Annotated in this window: 23 protein-coding genes; 21 read left to right on the top strand and 2 right to left on the bottom strand. The window is 49.8% G+C overall.

The annotated features are described in order from the left end of the window. The first annotated feature begins 63 nt into the window (after positions 1-63). The 13 genes from ACKKE8_RS23020 (at position 64) to cysC (ending at position 11,553) form a co-directional block, all read left to right on the top strand. Positions 64-840 (top strand): inositol monophosphatase family protein, encoded by a 777-nt coding sequence (locus tag ACKKE8_RS23020; RefSeq protein ID WP_409175060.1) that lies wholly within the window; start codon positions 64-66, stop codon positions 838-840. Positions 841-985: 145 nt separating this feature from the next. Then, entirely contained in the window at positions 986-1,432 is a 447-nt protein-coding gene (locus ACKKE8_RS23015) for a hypothetical protein (protein ID WP_047071751.1), read from the top strand. An 11-nt stretch (positions 1,433-1,443) separates the two neighbouring features. Continuing rightward, complete coding sequence (locus ACKKE8_RS23010) at positions 1,444-1,704, top strand: hypothetical protein (protein ID WP_047071752.1); 261 nt, start codon at positions 1,444-1,446, stop codon at positions 1,702-1,704. 4 nt (positions 1,705-1,708) lie between these two features. Beyond that, on the top strand, positions 1,709-2,956 hold the full coding sequence (locus ACKKE8_RS23005; protein ID WP_409175059.1) for a glutathionylspermidine synthase family protein: 1,248 nt from the start codon (positions 1,709-1,711) through the stop codon (positions 2,954-2,956). Between the two features lie 21 nt (positions 2,957-2,977). Continuing rightward, a complete protein-coding gene (locus ACKKE8_RS23000; RefSeq protein ID WP_409175058.1) occupies positions 2,978-3,415 on the top strand; it encodes a DUF350 domain-containing protein in 438 nt (145 codons plus the stop codon). A gap of 147 nt (positions 3,416-3,562) precedes the next feature. Further along, positions 3,563-4,330, top strand: coding sequence for a potassium channel family protein (locus tag ACKKE8_RS22995; RefSeq protein WP_409175057.1), 768 nt, complete (start codon positions 3,563-3,565; stop codon positions 4,328-4,330). Positions 4,331-4,746: 416 nt separating this feature from the next. Beyond that, entirely contained in the window at positions 4,747-5,559 is an 813-nt protein-coding gene (locus tag ACKKE8_RS22990) for a sirohydrochlorin chelatase (RefSeq protein WP_409175056.1), read from the top strand. Further along, entirely contained in the window at positions 5,525-7,141 is a 1,617-nt protein-coding gene (locus tag ACKKE8_RS22985) for a nitrite/sulfite reductase (protein WP_409175055.1), read from the top strand. The genes ACKKE8_RS22990 and ACKKE8_RS22985 overlap by 35 nt, the downstream gene beginning before the upstream one ends. 37 nt (positions 7,142-7,178) lie before the next feature. Further along, positions 7,179-7,418: a DUF3906 family protein gene (locus ACKKE8_RS22980; RefSeq protein WP_409175054.1), complete on the top strand. Its 240-nt coding sequence runs from the start codon at positions 7,179-7,181 to the stop codon at positions 7,416-7,418. A 55-nt stretch (positions 7,419-7,473) separates the two neighbouring features. After that, positions 7,474-8,994, top strand: coding sequence for a uroporphyrinogen-III C-methyltransferase (gene cobA, locus ACKKE8_RS22975; RefSeq protein WP_409175053.1), 1,521 nt, complete (start codon positions 7,474-7,476; stop codon positions 8,992-8,994). 15 nt (positions 8,995-9,009) lie between these two features. After that, positions 9,010-9,726, top strand: a complete 717-nt coding sequence (locus ACKKE8_RS22970) for a phosphoadenylyl-sulfate reductase (protein ID WP_409175052.1) — start codon at positions 9,010-9,012, stop codon at positions 9,724-9,726. 42 nt (positions 9,727-9,768) lie between these two features. Next, a complete protein-coding gene (gene sat, locus ACKKE8_RS22965; RefSeq protein WP_409175051.1) occupies positions 9,769-10,908 on the top strand; it encodes a sulfate adenylyltransferase in 1,140 nt (379 codons plus the stop codon). A 39-nt stretch (positions 10,909-10,947) separates the two neighbouring features. Continuing rightward, the gene (gene cysC, locus ACKKE8_RS22960) at positions 10,948-11,553 is read left to right on the top strand and encodes an adenylyl-sulfate kinase (RefSeq protein ID WP_409175050.1); all 606 of its coding nucleotides are present in this window, start codon (positions 10,948-10,950) and stop codon (positions 11,551-11,553) included. Between the two features lie 63 nt (positions 11,554-11,616). On the opposite strand, the gene ACKKE8_RS22955 is transcribed toward cysC, so the two are convergent. After that, positions 11,617-12,891 (bottom strand): hypothetical protein, encoded by a 1,275-nt coding sequence (locus ACKKE8_RS22955; RefSeq protein ID WP_409175049.1) that lies wholly within the window; start codon positions 12,889-12,891, stop codon positions 11,617-11,619. A gap of 170 nt (positions 12,892-13,061) precedes the next feature. Here ACKKE8_RS22955 and ACKKE8_RS22950 point away from each other — a divergent pair, with 170 nt between their 5' ends. Then, on the top strand, positions 13,062-16,058 hold the full coding sequence (locus ACKKE8_RS22950; RefSeq protein ID WP_409175048.1) for a DNA translocase FtsK: 2,997 nt from the start codon (positions 13,062-13,064) through the stop codon (positions 16,056-16,058). 104 nt (positions 16,059-16,162) lie between these two features. Further along, positions 16,163-16,564, top strand: coding sequence for a hypothetical protein (locus ACKKE8_RS22945; RefSeq protein WP_409175047.1), 402 nt, complete (start codon positions 16,163-16,165; stop codon positions 16,562-16,564). A 55-nt stretch (positions 16,565-16,619) separates the two neighbouring features. Here the strand turns inward: ACKKE8_RS22945 and ACKKE8_RS22940 are convergent, their stop codons facing one another. After that, positions 16,620-18,158 carry a glycosyl hydrolase family 28-related protein gene (locus tag ACKKE8_RS22940; RefSeq protein ID WP_409175046.1) on the bottom strand — a complete coding sequence of 513 codons (1,539 nt, stop codon included), beginning with the start codon at positions 18,156-18,158 and terminating at the stop codon, positions 16,620-16,622. 192 nt (positions 18,159-18,350) lie between these two features. Between ACKKE8_RS22940 and ACKKE8_RS22935 the strand changes: the two genes are divergently transcribed. From ACKKE8_RS22935 to ACKKE8_RS22910, 6 genes are read left to right on the top strand one after another with little or no spacing between them, the layout of a single operon-like run. After that, positions 18,351-19,334 (top strand): NAD-dependent epimerase, encoded by a 984-nt coding sequence (locus ACKKE8_RS22935; RefSeq protein WP_409175045.1) that lies wholly within the window; start codon positions 18,351-18,353, stop codon positions 19,332-19,334. Continuing rightward, entirely contained in the window at positions 19,327-20,607 is a 1,281-nt protein-coding gene (locus ACKKE8_RS22930) for a nucleotide sugar dehydrogenase (RefSeq protein ID WP_409175044.1), read from the top strand. The genes ACKKE8_RS22935 and ACKKE8_RS22930 overlap by 8 nt, the downstream gene beginning before the upstream one ends. Positions 20,608-20,647: 40 nt before the next feature. After that, positions 20,648-22,543 carry a polysaccharide biosynthesis protein gene (locus ACKKE8_RS22925; protein ID WP_409175043.1) on the top strand — a complete coding sequence of 632 codons (1,896 nt, stop codon included), beginning with the start codon at positions 20,648-20,650 and terminating at the stop codon, positions 22,541-22,543. Further along, complete coding sequence (locus ACKKE8_RS22920) at positions 22,540-23,628, top strand: LCP family protein (protein WP_409175042.1); 1,089 nt, start codon at positions 22,540-22,542, stop codon at positions 23,626-23,628. The genes ACKKE8_RS22925 and ACKKE8_RS22920 overlap by 4 nt, the downstream gene beginning before the upstream one ends. Continuing rightward, positions 23,621-24,373: a YveK family protein gene (locus ACKKE8_RS22915; protein ID WP_409175041.1), complete on the top strand. Its 753-nt coding sequence runs from the start codon at positions 23,621-23,623 to the stop codon at positions 24,371-24,373. The genes ACKKE8_RS22920 and ACKKE8_RS22915 overlap by 8 nt, the downstream gene beginning before the upstream one ends. Further along, the gene (locus tag ACKKE8_RS22910; protein WP_409175040.1) at positions 24,348-25,043 is read left to right on the top strand and encodes a CpsD/CapB family tyrosine-protein kinase; all 696 of its coding nucleotides are present in this window, start codon (positions 24,348-24,350) and stop codon (positions 25,041-25,043) included. The genes ACKKE8_RS22915 and ACKKE8_RS22910 overlap by 26 nt, the downstream gene beginning before the upstream one ends. The last annotated feature ends 7 nt before the right edge of the window (positions 25,044-25,050 follow it).

Raw genomic sequence — 25,050 nt, 5'->3', positions numbered from 1 at the left:
GTAATCTTTCCTGTACAAGTGCAAGTGGAAGGTTGTTCAAAAGAGAAAAAGGAGAGAAATGTCATGATCGAAATTGCAAAAGAAGCAGCAAGTGTCGCGGGTGCGTTTTTGAAGGAACGTTTTCTCGAACAGCTCGTGCCCGATGAGGAATTGCATAACGACGTGAAGCTGCCAGAGGATAAAGGCAGTGAACAGCGCATCATTGAGGTTCTGCATCGCCACTTCCCGACACATACCATTTTTTCTGAAGAAGTCGGAATGGTTTCCCGTGAGGAAGAGTATCTGTGGATTATCGATCCTTTAGATGGAACGAATAACTATTTTATCGGCTATCCGTATTTCTCGATCTCGATTGCGTTGCAGCACAAGGGTGAGCTGGTACTGGGCGTTATCTACAATCCGGTAGCGGGTCAAATGTTTTGGGCGGAAAAAGGAAAAGGAGCCTATTTGAACGGAAAACGATTGAACGTCAACAACCGCCAAGACCTCACACGTGCAGTCGGTACGTATATCCGTGGACGCGACACGGTGACGAAGGAAGAAGAGATGGCTTTTACGGAACCGTTTGTATTCCAGACCAAGCGTCTCATGCGAAATATTGCGCCTGCACTGGACTGGTGCTTGCTGGCAAATGGATGGCTCGATTATATCGTGATGCAACGTTCCAATATTATGGATGTGGCCGCCGGAATTGTTATCGCCAAGGAGGCGGGTGCAACGATTACGGACTGGGCTGGAAAATCGTATCAGCATGAGCCATTCCAACAAGATCACACTCCTTCATTAGTGGCGAGCAACGGACATTTGCATGAAACCATTCGCGGTATGATTCGACAGTAACGGGATCAAAAGAAGTAGGACTTATGTAGTGGTTTATGGCTCTGCTGGATTTCTTTTCATTTATTGGCAACCAAATGTTTCGGCGCACGTATAAAATTGTTGCGAATGATTTGTTATTCTGTGATAGGTAAAAGAGGTGAGAAAAATGGCACGAATGGAATATCGGCTGCTGGATGAGGCGAGGGGATACCCTGTTCAGTTTTACTACGACAACGTGAACAAAGATGAGGTTTCCTTGCGTTTCGCTTGCGATTATTTGGTGAAGGGGCATGTCGTTTATGAAAAGACGTCCTGTGCAATCGAAAACGGCACGTATGTCATTTACGTCAAGCGCTCAACAGAAGAGCAAGCTGTCGATTATGCGGAGGCTGTGTCTGCACGCTGGGGCAGCATCCAGATCGAAATGCGTGAATATCAAGAAAATGCAAGCGTTTATCCGCTGGTACACACGTTTTATTTCAAGGACGATGACGATGCTCTCTTGCATTTGCAAAGCGACTATTTGTACGTGAATGGACGCGAATGGGAGAAGACATCGGCCGAGGTGGATGAAGATCGGCAGGTTTATGTTTACTACGCGAAGCCAGTGTAGGAGGAAGAAAAATGGCACAAACGAAATCGAAGAAGGTAGTCGGTCTGTTCGTCGCAGCTGCACTTGCGATCAGCGGTTGTTCTTCCGGTGACGACTATGATGATGATTGCTACGATAACGACAATGATGGCTATTGTGACGATAGCAGCAGCAGTGGGGGTTCGAGCTCTACTTACAGGTCTTACAAGAGCAAATCCGGAGTATCGAGTGGGATAAGCACGAGCAGCTCCAAGGGCGGTATCGGCAGCTCGGGCTATTCCAGCTCCGGGTGAGGTGATGGAAGTGGAAGACCACAACCTACGAGAACGAGAGGCACTGTACGGCCCGATGCGGGAAGAGGGCGTATTTACCTGGGATTGGATGTATGGCGAGGAGTATGCGCTTTATGATATCCACCTGATCACTCCCTCCTTTCGAGAGGAGATCGCGATGGCAACCGAGCGGCTTGGGCAAATCTTTACCAAGGTCGTTCCGGTATTGCAGCGTGCAGAGGACTCCCTGTTGTTGGAACTAGGAGTGCCAAAGCAGGCTTTGCAGGCAGTCAGGATCGTCGTTTCCCAAACAGTGCCGACTGTGATTGGCCGCTTTGATTTTGCCCAGACGACAGAAGGATTGAAGATGCTTGAGTGTAACAGCGATACCCCTACAGGAATCGTCGAGGCTTTTTATGTGAACGGTCGTGCTTGTCGCCATTTCCTGCGCGAGGACCCGAATGAAGGAATGGAGCGGCAGTTGCGTTCGGCATTCAGCAAGGTGGTCAACGCGTATCGGGCACAGGGCTATGATACGGATTCTATCTGGTTTAGCTCGCTCGACTGGCATGAGGAAGACAAAGGAACGACCTTGTACTTACTGAACCAATCGGGTCTGTCTGCCCGGTTTGCCGCTTTGGAGCATTTGCGTGTTTGGCAAGATCGTCTCTATGTAAAGGAGAATGAGGAGCTTCTGCCAGTCGATGTGCTGTACCGCCTGCATGCTTTGGAAAAGCTGGCGGTAGAACAGGATGAAGATGGCTACCCGACTGGTGAGCATGTGCTTTCGTTGATTGCCCGCAAAAAGCTCGCCATTATTAATCCTCCTTCTGCGTTTCTCATTCAAACGAAGGCTTTGCAGGCGCTCATCTGGAACTTGCATGAGGCGAATGAGTTTTTCACCGATGAGGAGCACGCGATCATCGAAGCTTATATGCTGCCGACTTATTTTGAAAATCGGTTTGCAGGCAGGGAGGACTACGTCACGAAGCCGATTTTTGGGCGAGAAGGTGGCGGTGTCATGCTGTTTGCATCAGATGGTACGCTGCAAGAGAAGGATCAGGAAGAGTTTTACTGGGAGCAGCCGATGATTTATCAGAAACGGGTGGAGCTTCCACAGATAACGGTTCAGACGATGAAGGGAGCTTATGCTGGACGGCTGCTCTGGGGGTCCTTTTGGATCGGCACAGAGGCATCAGCAATTGTAGCCCGTGTCGGGGGACCGATTACAAACAACCTATCATATTATTTGCCGGTCGGCATAGACAAGTAGCGAAAGGAGAGGACAACTTACATGTTGGGACAATTGGATTACGTAGTAAACTTTTTATCTTATTTGGCAGTGACCATTCCGATATTGGCTGTGGGGATTTTTGTGTTTACGATTACGACTCCTTACAAGGAGTTTGATCTGATCAAGCAGGGAGCACAGACTGACGATCCGAAGAAAATGGCAGCGGCAAAAGCAGCCTCGCACGATTTGGGAGGTAAAATCATCGGTTTGGCAATCGTCCTCGCTTCGGCTGTATACCACTCCGTTAACTTGTGGGATTTAGTCATCTGGGGTATTGTAGGAATGGTATTTCAAGTCATCATTTTTTATTTGTTCGAATGGGTTACACCATTTAAAGTCGTGTCTGAAATTCCGAACGGGAACGTATCCGTCGGTATTTTCGCTTCGCGGTTGAGTATTGCAGCGGGCTTATTGATGGCTGCGCTGATCAGCTATTAAGCATGGAAAGAGGCGTTCACCTTCGAAGTCTGGTGCTCGTGTAGGCTCTCTACATTTGGCTCCTCCCGCTTCAGGTTCTCGCCTCTTTTTCGATGCGGAACAGATCATATTTTGAACAGGCACTTATGAGCACAGGGAGGAGTCTTTTTGTTCTGGCGCGTCATGTATGAGATTTTTATCATTATGTTAGTGATTACGTATGCGATCCTGTTGTTCGCAGACTTCTCTAATCATCCTCTGTTGACGGATGAACTGATGGACAAGGTAGACACTGGGCTGATCATCATGCTGATTGTCGAGTATTTGTTCCGGCTATGGAGGGCGAAAGACAAACGAAAATTCGTTTTTGCCAATTGGTTCGATCTGATCGCGATGATTCCATTGGACTCTTATTTGTATTTAGCCAGAATCATGCGCGTGCTTCGGCTGGTGCGCATCGTGCGTGCTTCGCCGTTTTTGTTGGGAATCATTCGATCAGGCCCGATGCGTCAAGTAGTTGGTGTCGTCACGATCATCATGCTGTGGAGCTCGACTGCTATTTATTTGCTCGAATACGGTGTAAACGAGAACATCAAAAGCTTCCCGGATGCGTTGTGGTGGTCGATTGTGACAACCACGACAGTCGGCTACGGTGATATTTCGCCTGTGACGGCAGGAGGAAGGATCATGGCGACGATCTTGATGATAACGGGGATCGGAATGCTGGGAGCTTTGACGGCGAATTTTGCAACGCATTGGACAGAGACACATGAAAGCAAAAGCCAGGATGAAAAAGATCGCTTGACCGAAGAGATCAAAAAGCAGGCGATCGCAAATATCCAACAGATCGAAAACTTGACCGAGCACGAGTATGAGACGCTCAAAGAAAGTATGGATTTGCTATATCGTCGAACGAGGAAAAAGAGTGAGGAATAGGGAAGGCAACTAGCTGTCAGGTCATCAGACTTGGCAGTTTTTTTACTTAGTTTGAATCACTTTCATAATGTTTAAAAAGCTGCGTAGGAAGAAGTTCATTTCCAGTCCAAGCGCCTCTGGAGCCCGACTAAGCTTTGAAATGAATGGCGGGGATTTTCAGCTTCACCTATGGAATCCTTCTTCGAAACGTCTACGTTTGAAGCGCTCCCGCCATTCATTTCAAAGCGGACAGTCAATCCCCCTTGCGGGGCGTAGGCCGAAGCGCAGACTGGAAATGAACTTCTTCCCTCCCCAACAGCCAAACAGTATGTTCAAGTGAAATATGATTTTGTTATTGACGAGGCAATCCATCCCAATTATAATTCCGAGTAAACATATATGAATTACAAAATAAGTTTGGATAAGGGGATTATCCGATGGCGAAAACAGCGGTTTTGGTAATTGCTCACGGTTCACCCGATCCTGACTGGTTGGCGCTGGTGGAATCAGCCGTTTGGCAGTGCCGCACTGATTTGCCAATTCGGGTAGCTTACTTGGGAGGAGTGGAAGGACGAAGCATCAGCGATGAAGTGAAACGTCTGGAAGCATCAGGAGCGACAACGATTGTCGTCGTGCCGCTCTTCGCTACGGCAGGAAGCAATCACGTAGGGGAAATCCGCGCGATGCTTGGACTAGACCCATGGCCGACAGGAGAGACAGACCTGATTCGCGTTCCGGTTCAGGCAAGAATTATCTGGTGTCCGCCATTGGAGGATCACGGAAACGTCGAGCAGATCGTGGCAGAGCGAATCGCAAGTTTATCACGCTTGCCTAGTCAGGAGGCTTTGTTGCTCGTCGGGCACGGCAGTGACTTGCCTGGATGTCATGAGCGCTGGGAAAAGCTGCTCTTGCGTCTGACATTCCGCTTGCAAAACCGCTATGCATTTGCCGCTGCCGGATATGCGACACTGAGGCCCGATACACTGTACGATCAAGCCTGTTTACTGGCACAAAAAGGGGAGGTCCTCGTGCTTCCTCTGTTCGTCAGCCAAGGCTATTTCACGCGACAAGCAATTCCGAAACGGCTTGTGGGCTTGGCCTATCGCTATGAGGGTAGTGCGTACTTGCCCCACCCCCTGATTGCGGACTGGATGAGCCAATCGATTCGAATGGCATTGGTAACTGATATCTTCACACAAAGGAGCATGTACGAGCATGGCAGAGAGAAAGCAGTGGAAGTGGGCTGCTGATCCATCCCTCAACAAAATGGAGTTTACGAAGCTGGAAAAAGACGGACTGGATGTCATCGAAACGATCGTAAACACCTATTCCAAAGAAGGCTTCGCATCGATTGAATCTTCTGACATGGATCGTTTTAAATGGGCAGGCGTCTATCAGCAGCGACCAAAGGACGGCCACTTCATGATGCGCGTGCGCATACCTGGAGGCATTTTGAGCAGTGAACAAGCTAGGGTGCTCGCCAACATCGCGGAAGATTATGGACGTGATCTGGTGGATGTGACCACACGTCAGGCCGTGCAATTTCACTCGCTCACGGTAGAATCGCTCGCTGACATTTTTGATCGGCTCGCATCGGCAGGACTATCCTCTTTTGAAGCATGTGGAGACTGCCCGCGGCAAATCATGGGGAACCCACTGGCAGGAATTGATCCGCATGAAGTGCTGGATACGCGTCCCATCGTAGCGGAGTTAGAAAAATTTTTCTTGCTCAATCGTGAGTTCTCCAATCTGCCACGCAAGTACAAAATATCGGTTTCTGCCAATATTCATAACGCCGCGCATGCGCAAATTAACGATCTGGCTTTCACTCCGGCCAAAAAAGTCATGGCTGGCGAGGAAGTGATCGGCTTTCACGTATGGGTAGGTGGCGGCTTGTCAGCGAAGCCATATTTGGCGAAGCAACTAGATGTGTTCGTGCGACCAGAAGAGGTCGTCAAAGTGGCGGCAGGCGTTACGACTTTGTTCCGCGATTTCGGCTACCGTCAAAAACGTACGCATGCACGTCTAAAGTTCTTGGTCGCTGACTGGGGACCGGAAAAGTTCAAGGAGCAATTACTGGAGCTGGTGGGCGAGCTTGAGCCGGGTGGTATCGATTTAACCTCGGGCTGGAATGGTGGATATTTTTACGGCATTCACGAGCAACGCCAAGCAGGGCTATACTACGCAGGCTTGTCTGTTCCTGTTGGGCGGATGAATGCAGGGGAGCTAAATGAACTTGCCCGTCTGGCGGACGAATATGGCGATGGGACGATTGGCACCTGTAACACTCAAAATGTCCTGATTCGCAACATTCCTGAAGCAAAGGTCGCAGCTTTCCGCAATGAGCCGATCATTGTGAACCGTTTCAAATTGCAGCCCAATACGTTTGTCGGGTATGCCGTATCGTGTACCGGTACGGAATATTGCAATCTGGCTATCGTGGAGACCAAGGAGCGGATGCGTTCGCTGGCTCACTATTTGGATGATACGGTCGTTCTCGAAACGCCGCTGCGCATTCATATGATTGGTTGCCCAAATTCTTGCGGTCAGCGCCAAATTGCGGATATCGGCCTGCAAGGCGCATTGGTCAAGACATCGAACGGGATGATAGAGGCGTTTGACATCTACGTAGGTGGGACGCTGGAGGAGCCGCAATTCAACCGCAAGCTCAATGCACGGATAACCGTGGACAGACTCGGTCCGTTCCTTGCCCAATTGATCACGCTGTACAAGGCGGATCGTCAGGAAGGCGAACCTTACTGGCGCTACGTGGAACGGGTAGGACTTTCCCATATCCAAGCACAGGTTGACTCCATTCTGCAACCAGCGTAATGCTTGTGCGGGTATAGCCAGGTTAGGGGGACATGTCATGGCAGAGGAACAAACAGAGAGCTACCTTTACAAGCTGGAAGCCGTGCTAGAGGAAGGGCGGTTACTGACGGTTGTGGTCATCGCCAAAACGGATGAGCGAGCCTTCTCTTCAGCCGAGAACAATCTCTTGCGACATACGATAGAGCCTCCTCGTATCAAAGAGCTGAGCTTGGTGGAAAAGAAGCTGCTCGGACGTCAAGGAGTCGGGTACGTAGTGGAAACCTCTACGTTTGCTTAAAACGGCGAGGGCTCTTCCTGTGAAGGAACAAAGCAGCAAGGAGGACGGATTCGCTATGAACACAGGCAGAGTCGTTTTTGTCGGAGCAGGGCCTGGTGACCCCAAGCTGCTGACGATTCGCGGCATGGAGTCGCTTCGTCTTGCGGATGTGATTGTGTACGATCGCCTAGCAAGCCCGCAGCTTCTCTCGTACGCAAAAAAGGGAGCCACCCTCATCTATTGCGGGAAAGAGGTCGATCATCATACATTGCCGCAAGAAGAGATCAACCTCCTGATCATCCAGGAAGCTCAAAAAGGGAAATATGTCGTTCGCCTGAAAGGCGGGGATCCGAGCATGTTCGGGCGGGTAGGAGAGGAAGCGCAGATATGCCGTGACCATTCTATTCCGTTTGAGATTGTCCCAGGAATTACTTCCGGGATGGCGGCTCCGCTCTATGCGGGTATTCCGCTGACTCATCGTGACTACAACTCTTCCGTCGCTTTTGTCACCGGTCACTTGTGTGAAAAAAATGCGGAAAAGGAGCCGGACTGGGCTGCCCTCGCCTCGATGGAAACGTTGGTCATCTACATGGGTGTGAAAAATCTGCCTCGCATCAGGGAGCGCCTACTTGCACATGGAAAAGACGCCCATACGCCCGTCGCTCTCGTGCGCTGGGGGACGGTTCGTGAGCAGGAGACGTTGATCGGCAAGCTTGGGACGATAGATAAGGAAGTCGAGCAGGCTCGTTTTGCCGCACCCGCTATCATTATCGTAGGTGAGGTCGTGCGTCTGCGGGAATCGCTGAATTGGTACGAATCACGCCCCTTGTTCGGACAACGGGTAGCCGTTGCAAGTAGAGCAAGCGATGAAGGAAATAGCGAGCTTGTGATTGCCTTGGAGCAGTTGGGCGGCGAAGTCCTACCGATTCCTTTGATCGAACGCTGCATGTTTGACACACCATTGACAGAGCTTGCCACTTATCGTTGGCTCGTCTTCGAGAATGAGCAGCAAGTATCCTTTTTTACTTCTGCCTTGCGACAACAGCGCTATGATGTACGTCGCTTGACGAGCAAGCTGGCTGTTTGTGGACAACGGGCATTTGAGGCTTTCGAAAAACGAGGGATATATCCGGACTTGGTGCTGGATGAAAACAAATCACTGCTCGCATTCCCTGACCTGCTTGCCTTGGAAAAAGAAGAGCAGGTGCTTTACCTAGGGGAAAGGAAGCCGCAAAGAATCACGCTGGCCCACGGCAAGGTGATTCAAGTGATCCAAGCGGGCATGGTGGAATGGGATGAGAAGCACCTTGGTGCGAAAGAGGCAGGTTTGTCATTTGACTGGCTAGCGACGGATGACGCTCATACGCTGTCAGCTCTGGCGCAATTCGCCGGCGATGCCTGGTCAAAGACACCGATCGTATGTGTCGGAAAGGAAACAGCAGATGCAGCGAGAGAAATGGGCTGGCAATCCGTGAGCAGCCAAACAGATAACGCGATCCAAATAAATGAGCTCATGGCGTGGCGTGACCATGCCAAGCGTGGGCAGACTCTTGTCTTGTCGACGACTGGTTCGCAGGAAGGATCGTACGCAAAATGATCAAGGAGGGGGCACATGAGCCAGCTGAATTATGCGTCAGCTACAGAGGAACAACTCGCTTCCATCAATAATAGTCTCGCAAAAGGCGACACCATAGATGTAATCAAATGGGCCTACAAAACGTTTTCAGATGATTTGATTTATTCTTGTAGCTTTGGGGCCGAGGCCATGGTGCTGCTCGATATGATCAGCGATGTGAAAAAGGATGCCAAGGTCACTTTTTTGGATACCAATCTCCACTTTTCCGAGACGTACAGCTTGATTGAGCAGGTGAGAGCGAGGTATCCCGCGCTGCGGATAACGGTCAAGCAGCCGGACATTACGCTGGTACAGCAGGCAGACCTCCATGGCGAACAATTGTGGAGCAGGCAGCCGGATATGTGCTGCCATATCCGCAAAGTACAGCCGATGGAAAGTGTGCTGACCGGAGCGGTTGCATGGTTGTCAGGACTACGCAGAGAGCAGTCGGCCACGAGAGCGAATGTCGAGTTTATCAATCGGGATGAAAAATTCCAATCGCTAAAAATTTGCCCGCTCATTCATTGGAAGTCGGAGGAAGTGTGGCAGTACATTCGAGCATTTGAATTGCCGTACAACTCCCTTCACGACCAGAGCTATCCGAGCATCGGCTGCGCTCCTTGTACTCGTCCTGTAAAAGAGGGCGAGGATTCGAGAGCAGGACGCTGGGCCCAAGCAGGGAAAACGGAATGTGGCCTGCATCTCGCAAGGTAACGAGAAAGAGAAGAACAAACCAAGGATAGGAGGGGCTTTTGTATGAGTGGGAAACCTCACGAGGGAGAGCTGGTAAACCGTTTTGATCCACAAGCAGACCTGTCGGTGACAACGCATGAGGTAGAGATAGATGCATTTGCACTCGCAGATCTGGAGTTAATCGGGATTGGGGGCTACAGTCCGCTTGAAGGATTTTTGAATCGGGCGGATTATATTTCTGTCGTAGAGCAGATGCGACTGGCAGATGGTACCGTTTGGAGCATTCCGATTACGCTTCCGGTCTCGACCACTGTCGCAGGAGCCTTGCAGATCGGAGACAAAGTGCGGTTGAGCCATCAAGGTTCGGTATATGGCATTCTTGTGATCACCGATATTTATTCACCTGACAAGGAGCGAGAAGCCAGGCTCGTCTATGGCACCGACGATACGAATCATCCCGGGGTGAAAAAGCTGCTGGAGCGTCCCGCCGTTTATTTGGCTGGCCCGATTACGTTGGTAAAGCGCACCGAAAAAGGTCGCTTTGCCAGCTATCACTTCGATCCGGCACAAACGAGAGAAAGATTTGCCGAGAAGGGCTGGAAAACGATTGTCGGCTTTCAGACGCGCAACCCAGTCCACCGCGCGCATGAATACATTCAGAAGTCAGCTCTCGAAATCGTCGACGGTCTCTTTCTGAACCCTCTCGTGGGCGAAACGAAGGCAGATGACATCCCTGCTGATGTGCGGATGAACAGTTATCAGGTATTGCTGGAAAAATACTATCCATCTACCCGGGTAGAGTTGGCCGTGTTTCCAGCTGCCATGCGTTATGCAGGACCGCGGGAAGCGATTTTTCACGCATTGGTGAGGAAGAATTACGGCTGCACTCATTTTATTGTAGGTCGGGACCACGCGGGTGTTGGCAACTATTACGGGACGTACGATGCCCAGCATATTTTCCGCCAGTTCCAGCCAGAGGAGCTGGGGATTACGCCATTATTTTTCGAGAACAGCTTTTATTGCAAGAGCTGCGAAAACATGGCCTCTACCAAAACATGCCCGCATGATAATGAGCATCATGTCGCGTTGTCCGGGACAAAGGTGAGGGAAATGCTGGCGCGCGGGGAGGCTCCGCCACCTCAATTTAGCCGTCCTGAGGTCGCGCAGGTATTGATCGAAGGGCTGCGACCGGTGTCCGTATAATCGGCTGGAAGAAAGTGGTTGTAAGAGAGGAGAGAGAAGATGAGTAGAGAGGGCACCGCGAATATCGTATGGCATCCGACGACGGTAACCAAGCAAGACCGTCAAAAGCGTGCAGGCCACAAAAGCTGTGTCTTATGGTTTACAGGGCTGTCTGGTGCTGGCAAATCGACATTGGCCAATGCAGTCGAACATGAACTGCATCAAAGAGGGCTAGCCAGTTACGTACTGGATGGTGACAATATACGTCACGGCTTAAACCGTGGATTGGGGTTTGGGGCAGAGGACAGACGGGAAAATATTCGCCGCATTGGCGAGGTCGCGAAGCTGTTCGTAGATGCAGGCGTGATTACCTTGACGGCATTTATCTCTCCCTATCGGGAAGACCGGGAGCTTGCGCGTAATCTGATAGAGGCGGGAGAATTCATCGAGGTATATGTAAAATGTTCATTGGATGAGTGTGAGCGTCGGGATGTGAAGGGACTATACCAAAAAGCGAGAAGCGGAGAGATTGGTCAGTTTACGGGGATTTCAGCACCGTATGAAGAGCCTCTTCAAGCGGAACTGGTCATTGAGAGCGACAAGCAGACGATTGAAGAGTCTGTCCAGATTGTCCTTACATACCTGGAAGAGCACCAAATTCTCTAGTATTATGGGGATGTAAAAAAGCACGACGCGAGAGGCGCCGTGCTTTCTTCGTGAGGAAAAATATTACTTTGTAGTGGTCGCTGCTTCTTCAGCTTCCAAATCCTCGGTCATTTCTTCCATCCATTTTTGTTGATCAACCATGCTTTCAGCGATTGGACGTACAAAGCCTTTGTCGCTAAAGCTGTTGATTGCTTTTTCATCTTTCACCAGCTGTTCTACAGTCAGACCAGCATCTTTTGCTGGCGCATTGAACTTGGTTGCTTTTCCGAAGTTGTATGCATATTGATCAGCAGCCAGACCAATTGTTACAGCTTGCTTCATTTCAGGAGCTTGGAAAGTTACGCTCAGATCGCTTGTTTGTTTCACAGGCATTTTGTTGCTGTCGATGTAGAAGTCGAGGTTCCAAGCGAGCTTGTGGAAGCCTTCTTTTTTCATTTCTTCTACGATTTTTTCAGGTGTGTATTCTTTACCTGTTTCATCCAACCATTTTTTCGCTTCAGCCATGCCTTCGTTTATCATCGCTTCCGCATTTGCGCGCTTCTCAGCTTCTGTGGTTTTCTTGCCCAGTTCCGGGTACAGATCTTCTGTCATGGAAGTGGTCAGTACCATCATATCGATCGCGAAATCTTTTACTTCTTTGCTAGCTACTGCATCGTTAGCTGTGAAGAAGAACATTTTTACCAATTCTTTTGCGTCGATTTTTACAGTTACATGAGTGGCTTCTACTTTTTCACCGTTCGGCAATGTAACGGATTGTTTGCCATGGTTTTTCGCGTCTGCCAATGTATAGCCATATTTACTTACATACTTTTTGACAAAGTTGAAAGTAAGGTCGTTCATTTTGTCTTGGTATTCTTTCAGCTTCGCAGCGTTAGCAGCATCGGAGCCGCCAAGCTCAGCCATGAAAGGATTGGATGCGCTCGAATCGATTACCAAGTATTTGCTGTCCAGCGGAGACTTCACGTATACTTTATCTTCGTCAACGATCGTTTCAACAGATGCTTTTTTGTCACCTGTCCAGAGCTTGTTGTCGCGCAGGAGCTTGTCGTCTTTTACTTCTACTTCAAACTTCACCGTGTCCAGATCCAGCTGGGAGCCTTTTACTGTTACGCCTGCCTTCAAAGCGGACAACAGCGCCTGTCCTTCTTTGTCAGCCGGTTCTCCGAATGCTTCAGGCAATTTCTCAACGTCGCCTGTCAGCTTCAAGGTGCCTTCAAAATCATAGTTTGGCTTGTCAATTGTCGCTACGATAGAATCACGCACCAGGGATGCCTCGCCAGCACAACCGGTCAGCAATACTGTACCTGCTACCAGAAGGGCGCTTCCTTTTTTCCACATGATGTGTTCCTCCCCTATGTATATTATTTTTTTATTCCCCTCTTCTTCTACGCACGATTAGAGAAAAGGTTTCGCAAAAACGGAAAAAAATCACAATCCAGCTAATTCTGCCCCATTTTCGTGGTAAGATGAAGGGGAAAAGATGGTTAGTGAAGAAAGGGCGTTGCAACATGTGGTCGTGGCTTCAAAAGCTGATGAACTTTTTTCAGGGAGAAAGAGAAGAAATAGAGGAAGAAGGCCGTCCAACAGGTACCGGTAACCCAACAGGTAATCCCGTTCCCCGTCAGCCTCAGCCTCAGGCGAAAACAAAAAGCATTTACCCAAAAGAACGGGTAAACAATCGAGATATAGAAGACAATGTGCGTGAAAGAAGAGAGCGTCAATTTCGTTTTCCAGTTGTCCCGGATGACTATTTGCAGAAGAAGCGTAATCATAGCGTAAATCCTGCCGAATCGAATGAACGCAGTCGCCAGCAAGCACCTCGTGAGAGATTCGAGCCCAAGCGTGAAACGGTGCGGCCAGCAAACGAACGCGTGTTGGAAACAAAGACAGAGCCTGTTTTCGAGAAAAAGAAACCTGAGCTTGTCAAAAACAACATCGAGATACCGCAGCGTCCAAACCGTACGCCGCAAAAAGAAGCGGAAAAAGTGACGAGACCGGTTTTTTCTACAGAAGAAAAGCGTGCTTACCAGCCGTCTGAAATCGTTTCCCCTGTCTATGGGAAGATAACCGCGGCGACGCGCGAGGCAGAGCATCGGATTCACACGACTGCGGGAATCATTTATCCGCGTCTGGAGCAAGAAGAGCATTTGCAGCAGATGAAGCAGTGGGAACAAGAGATAAGCGAGCGGTATTTTCCAGAGGAACAAGAGTCTACTTCTTTTGAGCAAAATGAGCCGCAGCATATTGTTGTTGAAGATGAATCTGTACATAACGAGAGAGAAGAGACTGCTTCGGAATCTGCTGTGGCAGAAGCTCTTGATTCAGAACAAGAAGTTGCTGCTTCCGTACAACTGGAAGAGAAGGTAGCAGATTCGCAAGCTACGGATCTGCAAGATTCTGATTCTGAAGCTTTTGAGCCAAAAGTCGAAGAGACTGTAGCTCGGGAGAATGAGGAAGAAGAGGGATCGGAGTCTATTGGGCAACCAGAACCGACAGACTACTCTCAAACGATGGAAGAGCGACTAGCCCATGAGGAGGCCGAGCATAGACTGATCACTACACTCAGTGCGGTTGTGCAGGTGGAGACCGAGAATAATGGCGATAACGTGCAGTCGCCTTCTGCCGGGGAGGATGATCAAGAAGTCGAAACGGAGCTAGCGAGCGAAGGCGTCGAGGAACCTGCCTATGCATCTTCAATTAGCCGTTTGCTAGAGCGAGCAGAAGTAGATTCACCCCAGGAGCTCAGTTCAGCAGGAGTGGGTTCGGTTTCCGAAGGTAGGCCAGAGCAAACAGAACCAATTGAGCCAACTGAGCCAGAATCTATTGCTCAACAAATTGTGGAACCAGTTGTGGAGCCGGTGGAACCGACTGTGGAACCGGTGGAACCGACTGTGGAACCGGTGGAACCGACTGTGGAACCGAGTGTGGGACTAGTTGCAGAACCAGTTGCGGAAACCGTACCAGTCCCAGTCCCTGCTTCATCCGCTGCACAGCCCGTGAACATGTCCCAGGCATCCATGACAAAGCAGCCTGCGTCAGCTCCGGTAAAAGACTCGTCCAATGAAGCTGATCAAGGAGCAGAGTCAGCACAGCCGCCATACGCCTTGCCGGGTTTGGGACTGCTGAATCCAAGCCCGCCGGTCAGTGATGACGACGATGAGCATACCCAAATTCAAAAGCTGTTATTGGAAGAGACGCTCGCGAATTTCAATGTCAGCGCTCAGGTCGTAGGGATTGTCAAAGGCCCATCCGTGACGCGCTTTGAGCTGCAACCGGCTCCCGGCGTAAAAGTGAACAAGATTACGGGATTGATTGACGATATCAAGCTGAATTTGGCTGCCAAAGATATTCGCATCGAGGCACCGATTCCAGGTCGTAATGCCATCGGAATCGAAGTCCCGAATATGTCCAGCCAGCCTGTATTAATCGAAAAGATCATCAGCTCAGACAAGTTTCAGGAGCATTCCTCTCCGCTGGCGGTCGCACTCGGTATGGACATCGGCGGTGAGCCGATTATTGCGGATATTAAAAAGATGCCGCACGGTTTGATTGCCGGCTCTACAGGCTCGGGTAAAAGTGTCTGCATCAACTCTATCATCGTCAGTCTGCTGTACAAGGCGACTCCTGAGCAGGTGCGATTGCTCTTGATCGATCCGAAAATGGTGGAGCTCGCTCCTTACAACAATTTGCCGCATCTGGTTACGCCTGTCGTGACGGAGGCCAAGCAGGCAACGGCTTCTCTCAAGTGGGCCGTGGAAGAAATGGAGAAGCGCTATGCGTTGTTCGTAGATGCGGGTGTTCGCGATATTGACCGCTACAATCAGACGACAGATGATCAGCTGCCTTATATCGTGATCGTCATTGATGAGTTGGCTGACCTGATGATGGTCTCTCCGCAGGATGTGGAGGACTGCATTATCCGGATCGCCCAGAAGGCACGTGCTTGCGGTATTCATTTGCTTTTGGCGACACAGCGCCCATCCGTGGATGTTATTACCGGAAACATCAAGGCAAACGTACCGACTCGTCTTGCTTTTGCTGTGTTCTCCCAAGTTGACTCGCGTACGATTCTCGATCAGTCTGGGGCAGAACGACTGTTGGGTAGAGGGGACATGCTGTTCCTGGAGAGCGGCACGACTCCGGTTCGTCTGCAAGGGAACTTCGTCTCGGATGACGAGATCGAGCGAATCACACACATGATCAAAAAGCAAAGAAAGCCTGCGTACATTTTCAGCAAGGAAGATTTGGAGCAGCAGGTTGCATCGTTTGACAGCGGAGATGATCCGTTGTATCTGGAAGCGCTCGTGTTCGTGGCCGATCAGGGACAAGCATCTGCATCTGGATTGCAACGCCGTTTCCGCGTCGGATATAACCGTGCTGCCCGTCTCATCGAAATGATGGAGGCAGATGGGTACGTCGCAGGACAAAGCGGCGGTAAGGCTCGCGCCGTCCTTATTTCCAAGGAGGACGCACAAGCCGTAGTGGAGGGATCTACACTCCTGTAAAAACGAGGGTCTTGCATGGAGCAAGGCCCTTTCTACACGGACGAGTTGCCTAAATATTCAGTAAGGTAGTATGCTATAGAATAGATGTGAGATGGAAAGGACCGATGACGATGAATCCGCTGGCAAAAAAGTATCAGGAAATTGACGACAAAATTGTCTTGTTCAATGAAGAGTATTATTTGAGCGTGGAAAAAATCGACATTGCCGCAATGACGCTGGAAAAAAGGGAGTCTCTCTTTAACCAGCTGTACGATTTCGACAGTTCGGACATGGAGCTGGAGATCGATGTCTCCGAGGAAGATAAGGGCGTTTGGTACCTGCAATTGCTCGTACCGCATGTATTGACGCTGCCTGAGGCAGCCATAAGACGAATCGAAAATGGAACCAATCAACTCACCCAGCATTTGAGTGAACAGGCAAATGAGCTAGTGAGAACGCAATTGCTCGGGGAAGAAATTTATACCTATGTGAAACGGTACAATCCGGATTTGGAGCGTATTGCCTAATAACAAACATCCATCTATCCCACAACGAGGGGCAAGATGGATGTTTTTCATTACCTTAGCTTTTGGCCGTTTTGGTCACCAGCCAGGTGCAGGCAGTCTTATTTGTCGTTGTTGCAATCCATTCGCACGGTTGGTTGTTTACAGGAGTGATCAAGCGCAGTGTATCGCCTTTGAGCCCGCCGTATTTGACGGTGGTGCTTGGTGGAGCTGCTACATACACCACACGCTCGTTGATCGAAACAGTTGGGATATAGGAAGAGTTTTCGGATTTGTAGCCGCTAGTGAGGGAAACAGGAACAGGGAGGTTTTTCATGGAGAGGGTTATTTTATCCGAAGACTTGTGATAAAACATTTTTCCAGTAACCTGGCTGAAGTCGCCACCATCCACGGTGACTACCAATGGGTACGTTCCGGTGCCGTAGAGCATGATCGCGTGATCAGAACCGGAATAACGGTTGTTGATGAGGGAAACATTTCCGCAGCGGTTCAACGAAATGTTTTGGGTCAACCGAGGGTCAAACGAACAGTTTCTCACGGTAACTTGTCTTTCGGCGAGTACATCCCACGGCTCCAAGCTCAAGGCGTAGCCGCCGATGGAAGTAGCTGTATCATTGGCCTCGAAGCTGCACCCATCAAATACAAGGCCTACATCTGAATAATCCACGGTCAGACCAGTACCAACCGTCTTTGTACTTCCTTGTGCGGTCGTATGCAACACCCAGCGACAGTTGCTGAACGTCATGTTTTTCATAAAGTTCACCCGATTTTTCTCATTGGGTGCCGTATAAAAAACGGATGAGCTGATACAGCCTGTCATGCCAGTGAGACTGAAGCTGGTGAGCGAAACAAGCTGACTACCTTGTACGACCATCGGGGAGGACAGATCTCCCTCCAAGTCGAGCTGTTGACGGCAAGAGATATTGCTCAGGTTTACGAACATGGGTGTGGCTCCGTCGTACCCTTGATTGAGCTCGACCTCAAAACGATCACACGCTACATTCGCTGCATTCAGACGTTCCAGGCCACCCGTCACTGTAATATCAGAACGTGTACGCTTGCGGTTGTCGCTGTAAAAATCGGTAACTTGCACAGAGCGGACATAGCAGTTCGTTTCCCCGGCAAAGTAAAAATGGTCGGCGACTCCATCCGTACACCATACTTGTCGTAGCGCTACGTAATTGATATAGCTGCTAGGACCGGCACCACGAATGTAGAAATCCGCGCTATGCTCGTAATCGTAAGGATCGGGAGGCAGCGGGTTTGCTCTGGCGTTGGAATCAATCTTCAGGTTAGTGACCACAAAAGAATCCGCATCACCATCTGTCGACGTAATCGAGAAAAGCCAGCGCCAATCTGCTGCAGTTGAATTGGCTTTCCTTTTTAACACGGAATAAGGACCGATTCCTAGCATCACTAGGCTTTTTCCTGTTCCTAGGATGACCTCCAGTCTGTTTGGTTCAATGATGTAGGTACCAGCAGGGAAAAATATTGGAATCTGCAGGTTCAGAGCAGCAGTTAAGGCAGCCTGGATTGCTTGGGTATCGTCGGTCACACCATCCCCCTTTGCTCCGTGCGTTTTTACATCAATCCACATAGAAGCATTCTCCTCCAATAATTGGTAGACAAGATTGTCTTCTTTTCATTTCATTCAACCATTTCTCAAATGTTGACAACCATTTAGTAAAAAGGGCATGGACTACATAAAAAATGTGTTCCATAAACTTTGGGCAGCCACTGGCATATTTGTCCTAGAACCTCCGTATGAATAAGCAAAGAGGTGGAGAGTATGTCGATTTTGGTGACAGGAGCAGCTGGATTTATCGGTTTTCATGTAGCACGACGGCTTTTGGAACAAGGACAGACGGTGTGGGGGGTAGATAATTGCAATGAGTATTACGACCCGGTCTTGAAGAGCAAACGACTGGAAATCCTCCAAGCGTATCCAACCTTTCGTTTTCGCAAAGCGGATATTGCAGATCAGAGCAAAATGGACGAGTTGTTCCGAGAAATGGAGCCGGAGATTGTCATTCACTTGGCCGCTCAAGCGGGTGTCAGGTACAGTCTGGAAAATCCTCATGCCTATACGACTTCCAATATCACCGGGTTTCTGCACATTTTGGAAGGATGCCGACGGACGAGAGTCAGGCATTTGCTCTACGCATCTTCAAGCTCCGTCTACGGAGGGAATACAAAGCTACCATTTGCTGAGTATGATCCCGTAGATGAGCCAGTCAGCTTGTACGCAGCGACGAAAAAAGCCAATGAACTGATGGCCTATACCTATAGTCATTTATACGGCTTGCCTGCGACGGGACTTCGCTTCTTTACGGTATATGGGCCTTGGGGCCGACCTGATATGGCGCTCTATACGTTTACGAAGGCGATTTTGTCGGGAGAGCCTGTCCGCATTTTCAATTACGGCAACATGACAAGGGACTTTACGTATGTGGACGATATCGTCGAAGGGATGCTGCGACTGATGAATCGAATTCCCCAAAGGGAGGGGGAAAAGGCACCACATGAGGTGTTCAACATCGGGAATCACCAACCGATCGATTTACTTACGTTTCTCGCGATTCTGGAAGAGAAGCTGGGTAAAAAGGCTGTTCGCGACTATTTGCCCATCCAGCCGGGGGATGTTCCTGCTACCTACGCGTCAGTGGAAGCTCTGTATGTGGCGACAGGCTTTCGGCCGAAAACACCAGTCGATGTGGGGATATCTCGCTTTGTAGACTGGTACGTCAGTTATTATGGTGTCGCTCATGCGTAAAAAAGTGGGAGTAGTAGGTCTTGGATATGTAGGATTGCCTGTCGCGATTGCTTTTGGCCAAGTGCTTCCAGTGGTTGGTTTTGACATAGACGAAAGACGCATACGCAGTCTGGAGGGCGGAATGGATGAAACGGGAGAGATGTCGGCGGATGAGCTAAAGCGAGCCAACATCACCTATACAGATGACCCCGCCAGTCTTGCAGCGTGCGATTTTATCATCATCACGGTACCGACTCCTGTCGATTCTGCGAAACGGCCCGATATGCGGGCACTTATTCTCGCGTCTGAAAGCGTTGGGCGACATCTGTCTTCAGGGACCATCGTCGTCTATGAATCGACAGTCTATCCAGGGGCAACAGAAGAAATTTGTATGCCTGTATTGGAACAAGCGTCTGGAAAGCTGGCGGGGATTGACTTTTTCGTCGGCTACTCACCTGAACGAATTAATCCAGGAGATCGGGAACGGAGATTGTCCCAGATCGTCAAGGTCGTTTCCGGGCAAGATCGCCAGACGTGTGAAACGATTGCCGAGATGTACGGGTTGATTGTAGAGGCGGGTATTCACAAAGCGCCCTCGATTCAGGTGGCTGAGGCAGCCAAGGTGATTGAGAACACGCAACGCGACATCAATATCGCCTTGATCAATGAGCTCTCGATTATTTTTGACCGCTTGGGTATTTCTACGGCAGATGTGCTCCAAGCAGCTCGAACAAAATGGAACTTCCTTCCGTTCTCTCCAGGACTCGTCGGTGGTCATTGCATTGGCGTCGATCCGTACTATTTGACATACAAGGCGGAGAGTGTTGGTTATCATCCGCAGGTTATACTGGCTGGACGACGGATCAATGACGGAATGGGCAAGTTCGTCGCGACCTCACTCGTGAAGCAAATGATCTGGCAAAATATTGCGATTCAAGGCTCGCGAATTACGATCATGGGCATCACCTTTAAAGAAAACGTGTCAGACATTCGCAATAGTCGGGTCATCGACATTATTCAGGAACTAAAGGAGTTCGGAGTAGAGGTCCAAGTGACAGATGAATTGGCTTGTCCAGAGCGGACGAGAGAGGAATACGGCATTCAATTGCGAGAGTGGGAAGATCTGCAGCCTGCCCACGGAATCGTATTGGCCGTACCTCATGAGCGATATCTGCATCTGGGATGGGAGGAGCTTGCCGGACTCTTGTATCAGGGGCAAGGTGTCATCGCAGACGTGAAAAGCGTGCTAAATCGCGAAACATGCCCGGCAGAAATTAGTCTGTGGCGTTTATGATGACCATTCTTTGAATAACGATCACCTGGAGCGGATGAATATGAGCTACCGGAAGAGAAGATTCTGGTTAAGCTTATCGGACGCAGGAATTATCAGCTTGGCTGTCTGGTTGGCCTGCCTGGTTCGATTTGATTTTTCTTTCACAGAGATAAGCGAATATCAACCTATGTATTTGATGATGGGCCACGTACTGTTCGTCGTGACAGGCATGCACTTTACTCAACTCTATCGACCTGTTTTCCGCTATGTCAGTGTTCGCGAACTGGTCTCGATCATTTTAGCCACGAGCTTTTCCGTTTTGGCTCTCTACCTGGTACTGAAAATAACGTACCTGCTTGGTTGGTCCATCCGATTTCCCACCTCACTCTTTCTCATGACGCTAGCCTTTGTCTTGCTCGGCATCACAGGCTCCCGGTTTGTCTGGAAGTGGTGGTATGAAGAGCGGGAGAAAAGAACGCAGGAGCGTAGGCGCACATTAATTATCGGGGCAGGTAGCGCAGGTGTGCTTGTAGCCAGGGAGATGAAAATCTCGCCTTTGTCGGAGCTGCGTCCAGTAGCCTTTATCGATGATGAGCCCAGCAAAGAAAATCTGCGTGTGTACGGCCTGCCGGTTGTAGGGAATCGGGCAGATATCGCCCGCGTCGTGCAACGACTTTCCATATCAGACATCGTGATTGCTATGCCATCCGCTTCCCGGCAGACGATTAAGGATATTTTCGATATTTGCAAAACGACGAGAGCCAGCGTCAAAATTTTGCCGCACGTAGCAGACATCATCAGCGGAAAAATCACGATGAACATGATTCGGGATGTAGCACTGGAGGATTTATTGGGAAGGGAGCCTGTTCAGGTCAATCTGGATGAGATTACGGGGTACTTGCGGCAGCAAGTCGTACTTGTGACAGGAGCGGGCGGCTCGATTGGGTCCGAGCTTTGCAGACAAATAGCTAGATTTGGACCAAGGAAACTTCTTCTCTTGGGGAATGAAGAGAACGGCATTTTTGAAATGAGCCTGGAGCTCTCGCGCTTGTTTCCTGAGCAGGAGACGGTCAGCTTGATTGCAGATATTCGTGACAGACAAAGAATTGCTTCGATTATGCAGGAGTATCGTCCCGCTGTTGTTTTTCATGCGGCAGCCCACAAGCATGTGCCGTTAATGGAGAGCAACCCGTGTGAGGCATTAAAAAATAACATTCTGGGTACGAAAAACGTTGCGGAATGCGCGCTGGAAACCAGCGTCTCTCATTTCATCCTGATCTCGACGGACAAGGCAGTGAATCCAACCAGTGTGATGGGTGCCACGAAAAGGATCGCTGAGCTTCTGATCCAGGGTTATAACCACTTCGGACTTACCCGGTTTGCGGCTGTTCGTTTTGGAAATGTTCTGGGGAGCAGGGGGAGTGTCGTTCCTGTTTTTCTCAATCAAATCCGGGCAGGTGGACCGATTACCATTACGCATCCAGATATGGAGAGATTCTTTATGACCATTCCTGAGGCTGCCCAGCTCGTCATCCAGGCGGGAGCACTCGCTCAGGGAGGGGAGATATTCATTCTCGATATGGGGAAACCGGTCAAAATTGTCGATATGGCTCTCGACCTGATTCGCTTGGCAGGCTTGGAGCCCGGGAAGGATATTCCGGTCGTATTCACGGGAATTCGTTCGGGTGAGAAGCTGTACGAAGAAATTTTGACGGCGGAAGAAGGCTTGTCGTCTACTTGCCATAATCGCATCTTCATTGGGAAGCCGCTCGATTTTTCCTGGAATGAGCTATTGGCAGGGATCGCCCGGTTGGAGCAAATTGCAGACAAGGGAGCGACGATGGAGGACAAACAATCCATCATTGAGATTTTGCAAGGGATCGTTCCAGGCTATCAATCCACTTCTTACGTGAAGGAAGAGTCTACGCCAGTCCCTTATCAAGTGGCGATCGGATGAGCGTCAGCAAATGGAAGGAAAAGATCGACACGATAAAGTGGAAGCGGCTGCTTGTCTGGGGAGGATTGATTTGTCTCATTAGCTTGAGTGGCTATGGTGTGTACGTCTATCTGTCGTTAAAAGAAACGGCTAGCAAAATGTACCTTCCTATCCGCACGCAGAAAACTATCGAGATACCTGTAGCGACTGAACCAGCATCAGTGAGGCAATCTCCGACCGTGAATACCCAAGAAGCAACTACACCGCCATCGGCTGAAGTGGAGAACTCCGCTATCTTGCCCAAAGAACCGATCACCCTGCTGCTTCTTGGCGTTGATGAACGAGAGAATGACAAGGGGCGCTCTGATGTCATCCTCGTACTCTCCGTCAACCCGAAAACGAAATCTGCGTTGCTCATCAGCATACCGCGTGATACGCGAACCGCTATGGCTCACAAAGGTACCCAGGATAAGATCAATCACGCATATGCATTCGGCGGAGTGCAACAGGCAGTGGACACCGTCGAACAGTTTCTCCAATTTCCCATTGATTACGTGGTGACCGCAAATATGGAAGGATTCGCAGGTGTGATCGATGCGCTGGGGGGAGTGGAAGTCAACAACAAGCTTGCCTTCACTTATGCCGATTACACCTTTCCAGTAGGTCCCATCCAGTTAGACGGAAAGCAAGCCTTGGTCTACGCTCGCATGCGCTATGAAGATCCGAGAGGCGATCTCGGGCGCAACGAAAGACAGCAGGAAATCATCAAGGCATTGTTAGACAAAGGGGTGACCCTTGCATCGCCTACTCGATTGAATGACGTCCTTGCGACGATGGAGAAATACGTGAAAACGAACATGACCTTTGATGTGATGAAACAGCTCGCCCTAAGCTACAGCACGGCAGTTACCTCCGTCGAGACGATTCGTTTGGAAGGAAAGGGTCAAATGATCAATGGAATCTACTACTATATCGTCAGCCCGCAAGAGCGTGAGAGGTTGACTGAGAGTCTTTCAACTTTTCAAAAACAAATCGAACTTCCCGTACAACTGCCGAAAGAAGGAAGTGACAGCATGGCGGGGCAAAGGGGGAAGCAGGATGAATGAGGAGCTTAATCTTCGTGAAATACTCCTGATGTTGTTGAAGCGATGGAAGCTGATCCTTTTGATTACCTCTTTGTGCACCATCGGAACAGCGCTCGTGAGCTTCTATTTGCTGACACCGATTTATCAGGCGAAGACGGAAATATTAGTGAATCGCTCACTGGATTCAACCGTAGAGAGCATGCTATCCGTCGCGGAAATTGATTCCAATCTGAAATTGATTGAGACCTACCGCGTGATTATTGAAAGTCCGCGGGTGATGGAACGCGTGCTCGAAGTGATCGGGGCCGGGGCTACGATGGAGGATCTGCTGCTGAATACGAAGGTGGAGCCAGTCAAGGACTCGCAGGTCATTTCCATTACGGTAGAAGACCCGGATCAAGGCAGAGCTGTGCTCATCGCCAATACAATCGCGACGACCTTTCAGGAAGAAGTCGTCAAAATGCTTAGCATGAACAACGTGCATATTTTAGCGGAAGCCCGAAACAATCCGGCGGCCATTCCAGTGAGCCCAAAACCGATTCTCAATTCGGTGATCGCCTTTGTCCTCGGGTTGGCAACATCTATGGTCGTCGTCTTCTTGCTTGCGCAGATGGATACCCGACTTCAATCGGAAAAAGAAGTGGAGGAGTATTTAGGCTTACCTGTACTGGCAACCATTGCAGTGATTGACAAAAAAACGCGGAAGGCATTTCGCCAGCCAAAGGTGGAGGAAGTGAGGAATGAGTATGAGAAGGCAGAAGCCTGATGATCGTTACCAAAAGCTGATCGCCCATTGGGAGCCGCTGTCTCCGCTGGTAGAGGGCTACCGTACCCTTCGCTTAAACATTCAGTTTTCCATGGGCGACAAGCTGATGCAAACGATTTTAGTCACCAGTCCAGGGGCTTCTGAGGGAAAAACGATCACCGCTGCCAACCTGTCCTTGATGATGGCAAAGGATCACAAAAAAACGGTACTGCTTGATTTTGACTTGCGCAATCCGCGGGTACATTTCACCTTTGATATGCCCAATCTGTACGGGATCAGTTCTTACTTTTCGGATATGTGCCAGATTGCCGATATTATTCAACCATCTGGCGTGTCAGAGCTGTCGATCATTACGGCAGGGCCAATCCCGCATAATCCGGCGGAAATGCTCGGAACGCCACGGCTCTTGGAATTGATGGCATACCTGCGCCACAATTTTGATTTTGTGATTGTCGACAGCCCGCCATTAATCGTAAGCGATGCAATGGTGCTGGCGAGGGAAATGGACGGCTGTGTCATGGTGGTGGATGCAAGCAAGACGAAGCGGGATTCTGCTGTCAAAGCGGTAGAGCAGTTAAAAGCGGCAGGAGCCAATCTGCTCGGTGTTGTTCTCAACAACAAAAAGGTAGGGAAAAGAGAAGGCTACTACGGATATGGGTACAACGCATAGCAGAAAG

Origin of the sequence: Brevibacillus fortis (genome assembly GCF_046196545.1) — a bacterium.
GTDB lineage: Bacteria > Bacillota > Bacilli > Brevibacillales > Brevibacillaceae > Brevibacillus > Brevibacillus fortis_A.
This window is presented reverse-complemented; position numbering and strand designations above follow the sequence as displayed.